Annotated in this window: 14 protein-coding genes; 9 read left to right on the top strand and 5 right to left on the bottom strand. The window is 67.3% G+C overall.

Translation table 11 applies throughout. The features are described 5' to 3' along the window. The first annotated feature begins 126 nt into the window (after nt 1–126). The 5 genes from OHB26_RS04045 (at nt 127) to OHB26_RS04025 (ending at nt 4,325) form a co-directional block, all read left to right on the top strand. The gene (locus tag OHB26_RS04045; protein ID WP_330182890.1) at nt 127–1,311 is read left to right on the top strand and encodes a lipid-transfer protein; all 1,185 of its coding nucleotides are present in this window, start codon (nt 127–129) and stop codon (nt 1,309–1,311) included. Between the two features lies 1 nt (nt 1,312). Beyond that, nucleotides 1,313–1,771 carry a MaoC family dehydratase N-terminal domain-containing protein gene (locus OHB26_RS04040; RefSeq protein WP_330182889.1) on the top strand — a complete coding sequence of 153 codons (459 nt, stop codon included), beginning with the start codon at nt 1,313–1,315 and terminating at the stop codon, nt 1,769–1,771. Continuing rightward, nucleotides 1,768–2,178: a MaoC/PaaZ C-terminal domain-containing protein gene (locus OHB26_RS04035; RefSeq protein ID WP_330182888.1), complete on the top strand. Its 411-nt coding sequence runs from the start codon at nt 1,768–1,770 to the stop codon at nt 2,176–2,178. Before OHB26_RS04040 ends, OHB26_RS04035 begins: the two co-directional genes overlap by 4 nt. A 36-nt stretch (nt 2,179–2,214) precedes the next feature. Further along, nucleotides 2,215–3,045, top strand: coding sequence for an SDR family NAD(P)-dependent oxidoreductase (locus tag OHB26_RS04030; protein WP_330182887.1), 831 nt, complete (start codon nt 2,215–2,217; stop codon nt 3,043–3,045). An 89-nt stretch (nt 3,046–3,134) separates the two neighbouring features. Next, nucleotides 3,135–4,325, top strand: coding sequence for a TetR/AcrR family transcriptional regulator (locus OHB26_RS04025; RefSeq protein ID WP_330182886.1), 1,191 nt, complete (start codon nt 3,135–3,137; stop codon nt 4,323–4,325). A gap of 52 nt (nt 4,326–4,377) precedes the next feature. On the opposite strand, the gene OHB26_RS04020 is transcribed toward OHB26_RS04025, so the two are convergent. The 3 genes from OHB26_RS04020 to OHB26_RS04010 are packed head-to-tail and all read right to left on the bottom strand — an operon-like array spanning nt 4,378 to nt 6,524. After that, nucleotides 4,378–5,037: a GntR family transcriptional regulator gene (locus OHB26_RS04020; RefSeq protein WP_330182885.1), complete on the bottom strand. Its 660-nt coding sequence runs from the start codon at nt 5,035–5,037 to the stop codon at nt 4,378–4,380. Continuing rightward, nucleotides 5,024–5,767 (bottom strand): maleate cis-trans isomerase family protein, encoded by a 744-nt coding sequence (locus OHB26_RS04015; RefSeq protein WP_330182884.1) that lies wholly within the window; start codon nt 5,765–5,767, stop codon nt 5,024–5,026. Before OHB26_RS04015 ends, OHB26_RS04020 begins: the two co-directional genes overlap by 14 nt. Before the next feature lie 16 nt (nt 5,768–5,783). Continuing rightward, entirely contained in the window at nt 5,784–6,524 is a 741-nt protein-coding gene (locus tag OHB26_RS04010) for a maleate cis-trans isomerase family protein (RefSeq protein ID WP_330182883.1), read from the bottom strand. A 133-nt stretch (nt 6,525–6,657) separates the two neighbouring features. Between OHB26_RS04010 and OHB26_RS04005 the strand changes: the two genes are divergently transcribed. Then, the gene (locus OHB26_RS04005) at nt 6,658–7,623 is read left to right on the top strand and encodes a D-2-hydroxyacid dehydrogenase (RefSeq protein WP_330182882.1); all 966 of its coding nucleotides are present in this window, start codon (nt 6,658–6,660) and stop codon (nt 7,621–7,623) included. Nucleotides 7,624–7,635: 12 nt separating this feature from the next. Beyond that, on the top strand, nt 7,636–9,030 hold the full coding sequence (locus OHB26_RS04000; RefSeq protein ID WP_330182881.1) for an amidase: 1,395 nt from the start codon (nt 7,636–7,638) through the stop codon (nt 9,028–9,030). 9 nt (nt 9,031–9,039) lie between these two features. Here OHB26_RS04000 and OHB26_RS03995 read toward each other — a convergent pair whose 3' ends face one another. After that, nucleotides 9,040–9,537 carry a DUF3830 family protein gene (locus OHB26_RS03995; RefSeq protein ID WP_330182880.1) on the bottom strand — a complete coding sequence of 166 codons (498 nt, stop codon included), beginning with the start codon at nt 9,535–9,537 and terminating at the stop codon, nt 9,040–9,042. A gap of 34 nt (nt 9,538–9,571) precedes the next feature. Further along, a complete protein-coding gene (locus OHB26_RS03990; protein ID WP_330182879.1) occupies nt 9,572–10,813 on the bottom strand; it encodes an aspartate aminotransferase family protein in 1,242 nt (413 codons plus the stop codon). 266 nt (nt 10,814–11,079) lie between these two features. On the opposite strand from OHB26_RS03990, the gene OHB26_RS03985 reads away from it, so the two are divergent. Further along, complete coding sequence (locus OHB26_RS03985; RefSeq protein WP_330185487.1) at nt 11,080–12,450, top strand: NAD-dependent succinate-semialdehyde dehydrogenase; 1,371 nt, start codon at nt 11,080–11,082, stop codon at nt 12,448–12,450. 10 nt (nt 12,451–12,460) lie between these two features. Continuing rightward, complete coding sequence (locus tag OHB26_RS03980; RefSeq protein ID WP_330182878.1) at nt 12,461–13,540, top strand: tartrate dehydrogenase; 1,080 nt, start codon at nt 12,461–12,463, stop codon at nt 13,538–13,540. The last annotated feature ends 82 nt before the right edge of the window (nt 13,541–13,622 follow it).

Below are 13,622 nucleotides of genomic sequence, written 5' to 3'. Positions count from 1 at the left end.
CCCCGCTCTTTCCGATCGATGTGAATCACCGGTACCGTAACTCCGGTCACAGAAGTCTGGGTATTGCGTTGCCACATACAGTGCGCTTCACTAAGTGAACTGCTGCTAGTTTTCAGTGAGGACGCCATGAGTAGACGCGTTGTCGTCGCGGGGGTCGGGATGATCCCATTCACCACTCCCGGCAAGACCCAGCCATACGACGTCATGGGCGAGACCGCCGCCCGCAAGGCCATCGCCGATGCCGGCATCGACTACGGCCGCGTAGAGCAGGCGTACGCCGGATACGTCTACGGCGACTCGACCGCGGGCCAGGCGGTGCTCTACGGCCTCGGGCAGACCGGCATCCCGGTGGTCAACGTGAACAACAACTGCTCGACCGGATCGACCGCACTCTGGCTGGCCCGCCAGGCCATCGAGACCGGTGCGGCCGAATGCGTCATCGCCGTCGGCTTCGAGCAGATGATGCGCGGTGCGCTGGGTTCCATGTGGAGTGACCGGCCCACCCCGTTCGGCCGATTCGACGAGGCCACCAAGGCATTACAGGGCTGGGACGACCAAGCGCCCATGGCCGCACAGTATTTCGGCGGTGCGGGCCAGGCGTACGCCGACAAGTACGGTACGGATCCGAAGGTGTTCGCCCGGATCGCGGTCAAGGCGCGCAAACACGCCGCCAATAATCCGTACGCGGTATTCCGTGATCCGGTGACCGTCGAGCAGGTGCTCGAGTCGCCGCGAATCTTCGGACCGCTGACCCGATTGCAGTGCTGTCCGCCCACCTGCGGTGCGGCCGCGGCCGTACTGGTCAGCGAGGAGTTCGCGCGCGCCAATGGCATCGAGGTCACCGTCGCCATCAAGGCACAGGCCATGACCACCGACTACCCCTCCACCTTCAGCGGCGATATGACCCGGGTGGTCGGCTATGACATGGCGCAGGCCGCCGCAGATCAGGTGTACGAGGCGGCCGGGGTGAGCCCGGGCGATATTCGGGTGGTGGAGCTGCACGACTGCTTCACCACCAATGAACTGCTCACCTACGAGGGACTGCGGCTCACGCCCGAGGGCACCGCCGAGAAGTTCATCGCCGACGGTGACAACACCTACGGCGGCAAGGTGGTGACCAACCCGTCCGGTGGCCTGCTCTCCAAGGGACATCCTTTGGGCGCAACGGGTTTGGCGCAATGCGCCGAACTGGTATGGCAGCTGCGCGGTCAGGCGCAGGATCGTCAGGTGGACGGCGTGAACCTGGCGCTCCAGCACAATATCGGTCTCGGCGGCGCTGCCGTGGTGACCCTGTACGAGAAGGTGGGCTGATATGGCCGTCGACCGCGCCATCGTCGGAAAAGCGCTACCCGCGACGACGGTGACCGTCGAGGCCGGGCGGCTGCGCATCTTCGCCAAGGCCATCGGCGAGACGGATCCGATCTACACCGACGTCGAGGCCGCGAAAGCCGCCGGGCACCCGGATATTCCGGCCCCGCCGACCTTCCTGTTCAGTATCGAACTCGAACAGCCGGACGCCTTCGCCGACCTCGCCGAGGCCGGGGTGGATCTGCGCTTCGTGCTGCACGGCGAGCAGTCGTTCACCTATCACTCCCTGGCCTATCCGGGTGATGTGCTCACCGCGACGCCGCGCATTACCGATGTGTACAGCAAAAAGGGTGGGGCACTGGAGTTCATCGTCAAGGAGACCGCGGTGACGCGGCCCGACGGGTCGGCCGTGGCCGATCTGAAGGCCGTTGTCGTGGTACGCAATCCGGGAGCGGGCAAATGAGCACACCCACCGTCGTCGAAGTGGGAACAGAGCTGCCGCCCTTGCGGATTCGGCCCATCTCGCGCACCACCCTCGCACTCTTCGCCGGAGCCTCCGGGGACCACAATCCGATTCATATCGATATCGACTTCGCCAAGCTGGCCGGGGTCGGCGATGTCTTCGCGCACGGCATGCTCTCCATGGCGTATCTGGGCCGACTGCTCACGAATTGGGTTCCGCAGCAGTCGATCCGGTCGTACCGGGTGCGCTTCGCCGCCATTACGCCCGTACACGCGGAACCCACCGCCACCGGCAAGGTCGTCGCCATCGACGAGGTGGACGGTGAGCGGCGCGCCACCCTCGAACTCCTCGTCACCCTCGCCGACGGCACTGTCACACTGACCGGCGACGCTGTAATCGCGCTCTGAGTACACCGTCGTCGCAGATCGAAAGGAAATATCCCCATGGGAACTCTGGATGGCAAGGTCGCCATTGTCTCGGGCTCCGGCCGCGGTATCGGCCGTGAGATCGCGCTGAAACTCGCCTCCGAAGGTGCGAAGGTGGTGGTCAACGACCTCGACGCCGAACCGGCCAAGGAGACCCTCGCGGCCATCGAAGCCGCGGGCGGACAGGCGGTTTCGTGTGTCGGCAGCGTCACCGAGGAGGGCTTCGCCGAGCGCTTCGTCCAGACCGCCGTCGACGAATTCGGCGGGCTGGACATCATTATCAACAATGCCGGATACACCTGGGATTCGGTCATCCAGAAGATGACCGACGAGCAGTGGGACGCCATTCTCGACGTGCACCTCAAGGCCCCGTTCCGGATTCTGCGGGCCGCACAGCCGGTCATCTCGGCGGCGGTGAAGAAGGCGCGCGAGGCGGGGGAGCCGGTGCCCTGCCGCAAGGTCGTCAATATCTCCTCGCTCGCGGGCACCGGAGGTAATGCGGGACAGGCGAACTACTCCTCGGGCAAGGCCGGCATTCTCGGTCTGACCAGGACCATCGCCAAGGAGTGGGGTCGCTACAACGTCACCGTGAACGCGGTCGCGTTCGGCGTGATCAAGACCCGGCTCACCGAGGCCCCGGCCGGGACCGGCGGCACCATCGATATGCAGGGTAAGGAGATCAAGGTCGGGGTGAACCCGAACCTGCTCACGGCCATGGAGCAGATGATCCCGCTCGGCCGCTCCGGTACGCCCGCCGAGGCCGCCGGTGCGGTCTACCTGCTCTGCCTGCCCGAATCCGATTACGTCAGCGCGCAGACCCTCATCTGCGGCGGCGGCTTCAATATGTAGGACGAGCCGCTCGTTCGTGCCGGTGGGCGGATGCGGTAGACACTAGGCAACCGACCGCCCCACCGGCGGTGCGCGATGAAGGAGAACAGATGGTGAGCGGGCCGGAGAGGCAGACGCTGCCCGGCCCGGTCCGCGGGACCAGGCCGGCCAATCGGCGCGAGCTGATCGTGCTGGCCGCGAGCGATCTGTTCTATCGCAAGGGGTACACCACGGTCGGGATGGGGGAGGTCGCCGAGGCGGTCGCCATCGGCCCCTCCGCGCTGTACCGGCACTTTCGCGGCAAACAGGACATGCTCGCCACGGTGGTGGCCGATGCGCTCGCCACCGTCGAGGGGGCACTCGGCGCCGCCACCCCCGCCGATGTCGGTACCGGATTGGCGACGGCCGCGCTGGCCCATCGCAGGATCGGTGTGCTGTGGCGGCGCGAGGCCCGGCATCTGTCCGCCGACAATCGCGCCGAATTGCGCGCGGCGAGCCGCCGAATCATCGCGCGGCTCACCGAATTGGTGCGCGAACGCCGCCCCGCCTCGAGCACCGACGAGGCGGATCTGCTCGCACGCTGTGCGCTGGCGGTCGTCAATAGTGTTTCCTTCCACAGCCTTTCGCTCCCGGAGCCCGGATTCACCACGCTGCTGGGCGAACTCGTCTCGGCCACCATCGACGCCCCGATCTCGCTGCCCGAGCCGACCGCGCCGGTGGCCCGCGCGGGTGTGCTCTCGACGCGTTCGCGCCGTGAGGCGATTCTCACCGAGGCGGCGAAACTCTTCGCCCGCAAGGGTTTCGCCGGGGTGGGCATCGAGGATATCGGCGCGGCCGTCGGTATCGCCGGCCCCAGCGTCTACAACCACTTCACCACCAAGGCCGAGATTCTCACCGCCGCCGTCCTCCGCGGTGACGAATGGCTGCGCATGGATATGAACCGCGCCTTCGCCCAGGCCACCGATCCGCGCGACGGACTGCACCGCCTGTTGCGCAGCTACCGCGCCTTCACCTTCGAGAACCCGGATCTGGTGCAGATCCTGCTCTCCGAGGCCATGCACCTGCCCGAGCCCGACCGGCAGCGCGGCCGCGCCGCCCAGCACGCGTATATCGCCGAATGGGTGCACCTGGCCGTCGAAGTGCACCCGCGATGGGATCCGATCGCCGCCCGCATCCGCGTCCAGGCCGCCCAAACCCTGTGCAACGAAATAGCTTTGACCCCCCACCTGGCTGCCCGCTCCGGTATCGAAGCCCCACTGCTGGCCATCGGCGACGAACTCCTCGGAATAGCCGACCGCTGACCCGCCGATCAGGGGTCCGGCCGGACAGCGAATCGTGCGCGGCCGGACGACTTCAGAAACGGGTGCGCAGGCGCGCGATGGCGTCCTCCATATGTTCGGCGAGCAGGGCGCGCGCGTGGTCGGCCGGACCGTCACTGATCGCCGCCCGCAGTGTCTCATGCTCGGTCACCTGCTCGGCGAGGTCGGCGTAGGTGCTCTCCAACGCGCCTATGCACATGCGAGTCTCGATGAGCAGGGTGTCCGCCGCGCGCATCAGGCGGAGACTGCCGCAGCAGGCCACCAGCGCCTTGTGGAAGGCGTGATCGGCATCGGAGACGCCGGCCGCGTCACCTCGCGCCGCGGCGGCTCGCATATCGGCGACGACGGGGGCCAGCGCGACGGCGGCCGCGCTTCGACCGTTGTCCAGAATGAGATCGAGCGCACCACCTTCGATGGCCGCCCGCGCCCGATAGATATCGAGCACATCGTCGAGAGTCAGTTCGATGACGAAGATGCCGCGGTGACGCATGCTGTAGGCCAGCCCCTCGGATACCAAGCGCTGCATGGCTTCCCGCACCGGGCCGCGGGAAACGTCGAACTGCGCGGCGAGCTCGGCCTCCACCAGTTGGGTACCGGGACGCAGCGCACCGTTCATGATGGCCGCCCGCAGTCGGTCGGCGATCATCTCGGCTGTCGACCGACGGTCCACCGGTTGGAATTCAGCGATCGGCATCTGTCGTAATCTCCGTGAATAGGGCACCCAGGCTCGGGCGCTCGGGTAGTCGGTCCAGCAGGCCCGCCAGTCGCAGGCCCTCCCAAACGGTGACCTGATTGGCGGTCAGCACCGGTTTGCCCAGTGCCGCCTCGAGTTCGGGCAATACCGCCAGGGTGTGCATGGCGGTATCGGGTATCAGCACGGCGGCGGCGTCGGGATGGTCGTTGGCCACGGCCAAATCCAGCACCTGAGCCGGGCTGAGGGTGCCCACCTCGGCCGCGGTGTCGATATCCGCGCTCGACATCGACACCACCTCGATGCCCGCCGCGGCCAGGAAATCGAGGAAGAGCCGCGCGATCTCGTCCGGATAGCTCGCCACTACCGCCACCTGCTGTACGCCGAGTGCCCGTGCGGCATTGGCGAAGCCGAAGCTGGTGCTCGATGCCGGGACGCCCGCGACGCGCGTCAGCCCCTCGGCCTGGGCGCGCGCACCCGCCGGGCCATACACGAAACTGCCGGAGGTGCATGCCCATACGACGGCTTCCGGCTGATGTGGGGCCAGCAACTCCACGCCGTGCGCCAGCTTCGCCGGACTGCCCAGCTCCAGCAATTCGGGCACGGCGTGCAGGTCGGTGCCGTAGATATGGGCCACCGGCAGGTCCACGCCCAAAAGCGCGGCGGCGTGCGGATAGTCGTCCTCGGCGGCGTGATCGGGGTAGATCAACCCGACTGTCGCGGTATTCAGCATGGGTCGCCTCGCATGGTCAGAAGACATCCTGGAGCCATTTGCCCGGCCCCATCATGGGTAATTTCATGCGGCCCAGACAGGCCCACATGGTGAGCTGGTTGGCGGTCAGCACCGGTTTGCCGAGCGCCCGTTCGAGCGGTTCGATTATGTCGTAGGTGGGCAGGTTGGTGCAGCTGACGAAGATGGCCTCCGCGTCCGGGTCGTCGGCGAACATGATGCGCTCGGCGATCGTCCGGTAGCTGACCCGCCAGATACCGCCACCGAGCCCGAGATGATCCGAACGCACTACATCGCAATGCGTTTCGGTCAGAAAGTCGTGCAGTTTGTTGGTGAGGATCTCGTCGTACGGGGTGATCACCGAGATCCGGCTCAGGCCGAGTTTGGCTATCGCTTCGACGAGCGCCCCGGAGGTGGTGACCGCGTCGCGCGCGCCCGCTTGGCAAATGGTCTGGCGCAATGACTTCTCGTACGCCAGACCCTTGATGAAGCTGCCCGAGGTGCACAGGTAGGCGACCACCTCGGGCTCCACGTGCAGCACATTCCTGGTCGCCGACGTCAGATGGACGGCGTCGGAGACCAGTTCGGCCATCTCCAACGAGACCGGTACGGGTTCGTACGGTGTACGGGCAAGATGCAGACTTACCTCCAGCGGCACCCAGCGCCACAGCTCACGTTCCAACGCGAGATCGAAGGGGGCGATGATCCCGATGCCGCGTTGCGCGACAGGCCCCTCGAACTCGGGGAGAAACAGTTCCACGACGGCCCCTCTCGCCCGCGGTGCAGAACTCTCTCTGCCGGAAACTTCGCCTCCGGCAAACCCCGAGCGAGAATCCAGGGATGTGCGCACTCGGATTGTTGACAATCGTACGATGACTTTCTAGCCTGTCAACGTGGAAAAGGGGCCAATTGTGACTGTTCTTCACGACGGCAAGCTACCGGACCCACATCTCATGACTCCGGTGGCCGAGCGCGCCACCGTGCGCTACACCGAAGCGGATCGCCTCGCCGATGCCCTGCGCGGGGCCGACGTACTGTTCGTCTACGACTTTCTCAGCCGGGCGATTCCGGGCGCCTGGCCCGCCGCGGATCGGCTGCGCTGGGTGCACATGGCGGCGACCGGCGTGGACCCGGTCATGTTCGACGAGTTGATCGCGAGCGACGTGCTGGTCACCAACACTCGCGGCGTCTTCGATCGGCCCATCGCCGAATACGTTCTCGCGCAGATACTCAACTTCGCCAAGGGGTTGCCGGAGTCGCGGCGGCTGCAAGCGCGGCGGCAATGGCGGCACCGTGACGGCGAGCTGATCTCCGGAGCCACCGCGCTCGTGGTCGGCACCGGGTCCATCGGCCGTGCCATCGCCCGGCTGCTGCGGGCCGTGGGCATGACCGTGCGCGCGGTCGGTCGCCGCGCCCGCGCCCAGGACCCCGACTTCGGTGTCGTCAGCGACGATCTGTACGCCGAACTCGGTCGCGCGGACTACGTCATCGCCATCGCGCCGTTGACGCCCGCGACCCGTCATATGTTCGGTGCGCGCGCCTTCGCTGCCATGGCGCCGCGGGCACGTTTCATCAACGTCGGTCGTGGGGAATTAGTGGTGACAGACGATCTGGTTGCCGCGGTGCGGTCCGGGACGATCGCGGGCGCCGCACTCGATGTGGTCGACCCCGAACCGTTGCCCTCCGGACACCCGCTGTGGGATCTGCCCGAGGTTCTGATCACGCCGCACAACTCCGGTGATACCGCCGGGTGGCGAGAGGAACTGGTGGCGGCCTTCACGGGCAACTTCGCCAACTGGATCGAGGGTCGGCCGCTGGACAATGTGGTCGACAAGGAGCTCGGGTACGTGCCCGCCTGAAGGAGGCCAGCGATGTCGAATCCCGACATTCCCACCGATCCGTCCACCATGACCGCGGTGGAACTCGTCTCCGCCTACACCGCCGGCGCGCTGTCGCCGGTGGAGGCCACCCAGGCGATTCTCGACGCCATCGCCGAACGAGACGACGCGGTCAACGCCTATTGCCTGGTGGACCCGGAGCGGGCCCTGGTACAGGCCAAGGAGTCCGAACAGCGCTGGCACAGCGGCCATGTCAGGGGCTTGCTCGACGGCGTCCCCATCTCCATCAAGGATGTGTTCCTGACCGAGGGCTGGCCCACCCGCCGCGGGTCGAGGGCCATCGCCGCCGATGTGCCATGGCCGGTGGACAGCCCGGTGGCCGCGCATCTGCGCGCCGACGGCATGGTGTTCCTCGGCAAGACCGCCACACCGGAATTGGCGTGGAAGGCCACCACCGACAGTGCGCTCAACGGAGTCACCCGCAATCCGGTCGATCCCACTCGCACCGCCGGCGGCTCCTCCGGGGGCAGCGCGGCGGCGGTGGCCGCCGGTATGGGACCGGTCTCGGTGGGCACCGACGGCGGCGGCAGCATCCGGATTCCGGCGGCCTTCTGCGGCATTGTCGGATTCAAACCGACACACGGCCGGATACCGTTGTACCCCGCCAGTCCGTTCGGGCCGCTCGCGCATGCCGGGCCGATGACCCGCACGGTCGAGGACGCGGCGCTGCTCATGGACATCCTGTCGCTGCCGGACCCGCGCGACCCGACCGCGCAGCCGCCCACCATCACCACGTTCCGCGGGGAACTGCATCGCGATGTCCGCGGGCTCACCGTCGCGTACTCGCCCACTCTCGGTTTCGTCGATGTCGATCCGGAGGTGTCGAGCGTGGTCGGGAACGCGGTGGAGCGACTGGCCGGGGCCGGATTACGCGTGGTGAACGCGGATCCCGGTTTCACCGACCCGCTCGCGGCCTTCGAGGACCTGTGGGCGGCGGGCGCGGCCACCCTGCTGTCCAAGTTCCCGGCGGGCAGCCGCGAATTGGTGGACCCGGGGCTGGGCGAGGTCTGGGACCGTGGCGCGAATCTCGGTGCCGTCGCCTATCTCGACGCTCGTGCCACCGCCGCGGATATCGGCATCGTCATGGGTGCGTTCCACACCGCCCACGATGTGCTGATCACCCCGACCGTGCCGATTCCCGCCTTCGCCGCCGGATACGACGTCCCGCCCGGCAGCGGCCTGCGGAGCTGGCCGCAGTGGACGCCGTTCACCTACCCGTTCAATCTCACCCAGCAGCCCGCCATCAGCATTCCCGCCGGAGTGACCTCCGGCGGTCTGCCGGTGGGAATGCAGATCGTCGGTCCGCGGCACTCCGATGATCTGGTGCTGGCCCTGGCTCGCTACGCCGAAGCCATCCTGGCGGACTGAGCGCCCCGGTCAGATCGCGCGCGCGAAGGCGAGGGTCTCGCCTTCGACGCCGCGCAACCACAGCGCGTTGCAGGCCGCCGCCATCTCGGCCAGGCCGTCCTCGATGGTCGCGAACACGCTGCCCGGCACCCAACCGAGGTCGCCATTGATGAGCAGATTGTTGCGGCCGTAGAACAGGGCCAGGTCGGTCGCTCCCCGCGCATGGTGGGCGTTCGAGCCCGGTTCGTACCCGTAGGCCGGGTTGCCGATCTCCCACGGTTCGAAATCGAACAGGCATACATCACCGGGAATCGGTGTGACGGTGGGGTTTTCGCGATGTGGGGCGGCGGTGATCCGCGGCAGCAGGGTGTACACCTCATTGCGCGCGTACTTGGCGTGAAAGGCATCACCCTCCTGCGGCAGTGCGTTCCACACCGCCTCGCAGGTGTGCGGTGCTTCGGCGTCGAGGAGACGGGCGCGGCAGCTGACTCCGGCCTTGGCGAGGGTGACGGTCAGGTATCGGCTCATGGTTCTGCCTTCCGGTTCGGTCGGTCCGTGACGGCTACAGCTCGGCGAGTACCTCGGTCCAGATATCGAGCCCATCGCTGATCTGTTCGGCGGTCGCGATCAGCGGTGGGATCATCCGTACCACGTTCATGTGTGCGCCGCAGGCCAGCAGCAACAGGCCCTTCTCGACCGCCAGTCGGCGCGCCTCGGTGGCGGCCGCGGTATCGGGTTCCCCTGTCGCGGTGGTGAATTCGGCGCCAACCAGGAGGCCGAGGCCGCGTACGTCACCAATGCCCGCGGTGGCGGTGGCACGAACGCCGTCGAGCAGTTCCCGTCCGCGCAGCGCCGCGTTCTGGACCAGACCCTGCTTCTCGATCACCTCGAGGGTGGCGATGGCGGCCGCGCAGGCGACGGCGTTGCCGCCGTAGGTGCCGCCCTGGGATCCGGGCCAGGCGCGTGCCATGAGGTCGGTCGGCGCGGCGATACCCGACAGCGGGAAGCCGCTGGCGAGGCCCTTCGCGATGGTGATGACGTCGGGCCGGATGCCGAAGTGCTGATGGCCGAAGAACTCTCCGGTCCGCCCGAATCCGGTCTGGATCTCGTCGAGGATGAGCAGGATGCCGTGCTGGTCGGCGCGTTCGCGCAAGCCCCGCAGGAATTCGGTGGTGGCCGGTATGTAGCCCCCTTCCCCGAGGACGGGTTCGACGATGAAGGCGGCTGTTTCACGGGGGGCGGTCAGGGTGGCGAGGATGTAGTCCAGTTCCCGCAACGCGAAGTCGGTGGCCTGTTCCTGGGTCCAGCCGTATCGGAAGGCGGTGGGGAAGGGTGCGACGTGCACCCCGCCCATGAGGGGACTGAATCCGGCGGAGAAGCGGGTGCCCGAGGTGGTCATGGTGGCCGCGGCGACGGTGCGACCGTGAAAGCCGCCGTGGAAGACGATGATGTTGGGCCGTCCGGTCGCCTGGCGGGCCAGCCGTAAAGCGGCCTCGACGGCTTCGCTGCCGGAATTGGCGAAGAACACCGAATCCAATCCCTCGGGCAGCACATCGCCCAGCCGCTCGGTGAGCTCGAGCAGGGGCCGGTGCATGACCGTGGTGTATTGGCCGTGGATCAGTCGCGCGACCTGCGCCTGGGCCGCCTCCACCACGCGCGGATGGCAGTGGCCTGTGCTGGTGACGCCGATCCCGGCGGTGAAGTCCAGGTAGCGGCGGCCGTCGGTGTCGTAGAGGTAGCAGCCCGCGCCGTGGTCCACGGTGACGGAGGTGGCCTGCTGGAGGACGGGGGACAGGGCAGTCATGGGTGATCGCCTCCGGAATGGTCCGGCGCGAGACGGCGTCGGCACAGGTCGAATTGTCTATTGTCTATTGTCCGATTGTCGACAATATGCATAACATGGGCGGCAGCACGGCGGCAATGGATTCGGCCGCGGGAACCGGCGGCCACGGCGGGAGGAACGGTGCGATGCTCACCGGCACGAGCCTGACCCAGGCGGAGCGGGACGCGATCGACAGTGTCCCGGCGGGACTGTTCATCAACGGCGATTGGCGGGATGGTCCCGCTGTCATGCCGGTCACCGATCCGGCCACTGCGGAGCCGCTGTGCGAGGTGGCCGACGCCGGACCAGAGGAGGGAGCCGCGGCACTCACCGCCGCTGCCGTCGCCCAGCGCGACTGGGCGCGCACCTCGGCCAGACAGCGCAGCGACATCCTGATGCGGGCACACCGGCTGCTGCTCGCCGAGGTCGAACGACTTTCCCTGGTGATGACCCTGGAAATGGGTAAACCGCTGGCCGAGGCACGTGGCGAGGTCGCCTACGCCGCGGAATTTCTGCGCTGGTTCGCCGAGGAGGCGGTCCGCTTGGACGGCGGCTATCTGCCCGCGCCCACCGGTGGCTCCCGGTTCCTGGTGGCTCGCCAGCCGGTCGGGCCGAGCCTGCTCATCACTCCGTGGAATTTCCCGATGGCCATGGGCGCCCGCAAGATCGGGCCGGCCCTCGCCGCCGGATGCACCTGTGTGGTCAAGCCCGCCGAGCAGACGCCGTTGTCCATGCTGGCGCTCGCCGACGTGCTGCGGCGCGCCGGTGTGCCCGCGGGGGTGGTGAATGTGGTGACCGCCTCCGATCCGGGGGCGGTCGTCGCACCCATGATCGCCGATGGTCGGGCTCGCAAACTGTCGTTCACCGGATCCACGGCGGTCGGCAAACTGCTTCTGGAGCAGTGCGCGCGTACCGTGCTGCGCACCTCCATGGAACTGGGCGGCAATGCTCCCTTCCTGGTGTTCGACGACGCCGACCTGGAGGCCGCGGTGGCGGGTGCGATGCTGGCCAAGATGCGCAATATCGGCCAGGCGTGCACGGCTGCCAATCGCTTCATGGTGCAGCGCGGTATCGCCGCCGAATTCGCCGCCCGGCTCACCGAGCGCATGGCCGCACTGCCCATGGGCCGTGGAACCGAACCCGGTGTGGTGGTGGGTCCGCTCATCGACGCCGCCGCCGTCGCCAAGGTGACCGCTCTGGTCGCCGATGCCCGCGCCCGGGGCGCGGTCGCGCTCACCGGCGGCGAACCACTCGCGGGGCCCGGGAACTTCTATCCCGCAACGGTTCTCACCGGTGTGCCTGCGGACGCGCGGATCTGTCACACCGAGATCTTCGGCCCGGTGGCAGCGCTGTCGATCTTCGATACCGAGGACGAGGCGATCAACCGCGCCAATGACACGCCTTACGGTCTGGTGTCCTACCTCTACACCGAGAACCTGCGGCGCGGTCTGCGCGTGAGCGAGGCGCTCGACAGTGGGATGGTGGGTTTGAACGAAGGCGTGGTGTCCGATCCGGCCGCGCCCTTCGGCGGGGTGAAGGAGTCCGGGCTGGGGCGCGAAGGCGGCCTGGTTGGTATCGACGAATTCCTGGAGACCAAATACATCCGGGTCGCACTGTGAAGGAGAGCCTGTGACCTATCGCATCGCCACCATTCCCGGTGACGGCATCGGCGTGGACGTGACGGCGGAGGCGGTCGCCGTGGTCGACGCGGTGCTGCCCGGCGTGCGGTGGACCGCCTTCGACTGGTCGTGCGAGAACTATCTGCGCACCGGGGCCATGATGCCGCCGGATGGTCCGGCGCGACTGGCGGGGTTCGACGCCATCCTGCTCGGCGCGGTGGGCTTTCCCGGTGTGCCCGATCATATTTCGCTGTGGGGGTTGTTGATCCCGCTGCGGCGTGCGTTCGCGCAGTTTGTGAATCTGCGGCCGGTGCGCCTGCTGCCCGGCACCGAATCCGCGCTACGTGATCGCACCGCGGCGGATCTGGACATCCTCATTGTCCGGGAAAACTCCGAGGGCGAATACTCCGAGATCGGCGGCAGGCACAATCCCGGGCGGCCGGACGAATTCGTACTCCAGGAGTCGGTTTTCACCAGGGTCGGCTGTGAGCGGATCATCCGCTACGCCTTCGATCGGGCGCGCGAACGCGATCGGCGGCTGTGCTCGGCTACCAAATCCAACGGCCTGATCCACTCGATGCCGTACTGGGACAGCGTCGTCGAGCGGATCGCCGGCGAATATCCCGATGTCGCGGTGCGTTCCATGCACGTCGACGCGCTGGCCGCCGAGATCGTGCTGCATCCCGACCGACTGGATGTGATCGTCGGCTCGAACCTGTTCGGCGACATCCTGTCCGATCTCGCCGCGGCTGTCACCGGCGGTCTCGGTCTCGCGCCTTCGGGCAATATCAACCCCACACGTGAGTTTCCGTCCATGTTCGAGGCGGTCCACGGCAGCGCACCCGATATCGCGGGGCAGGGTATCGCCGATCCGGTGGCGCAGATTCTGGCCGCCGCCATGATGCTGGACCATCTCGGCGAGTCCGCGGCCGCCGCCGCCATCGACGCCGCCGTTCGCGCGGTGCTCGGCGAGGGACTGGTGCGCACGCCAGATCTCGGTGGTACCGCCAGTACCTCGGACCTGGGCAAGGCCATCGCCCAGCGCGCGGCGGATTTGGGATCGCATGCCGGTGGCGTATTGGAGCCATGACCGGTAGCAAGGTTGCGATATGTCCTTTTCTTGATTCGTTATATGTCTGGTTTGTCTTATTTCCGGCATGTTGGTGACAATT

Origin of the sequence: Nocardia sp. NBC_01503, assembly GCF_036327755.1 — a bacterium.
Classification (GTDB): Bacteria; Actinomycetota; Actinomycetes; order Mycobacteriales; family Mycobacteriaceae; genus Nocardia.
Note: the sequence above shows the minus strand (reverse complement) of the source record. Positions and strands in the feature narration are given on the sequence as shown.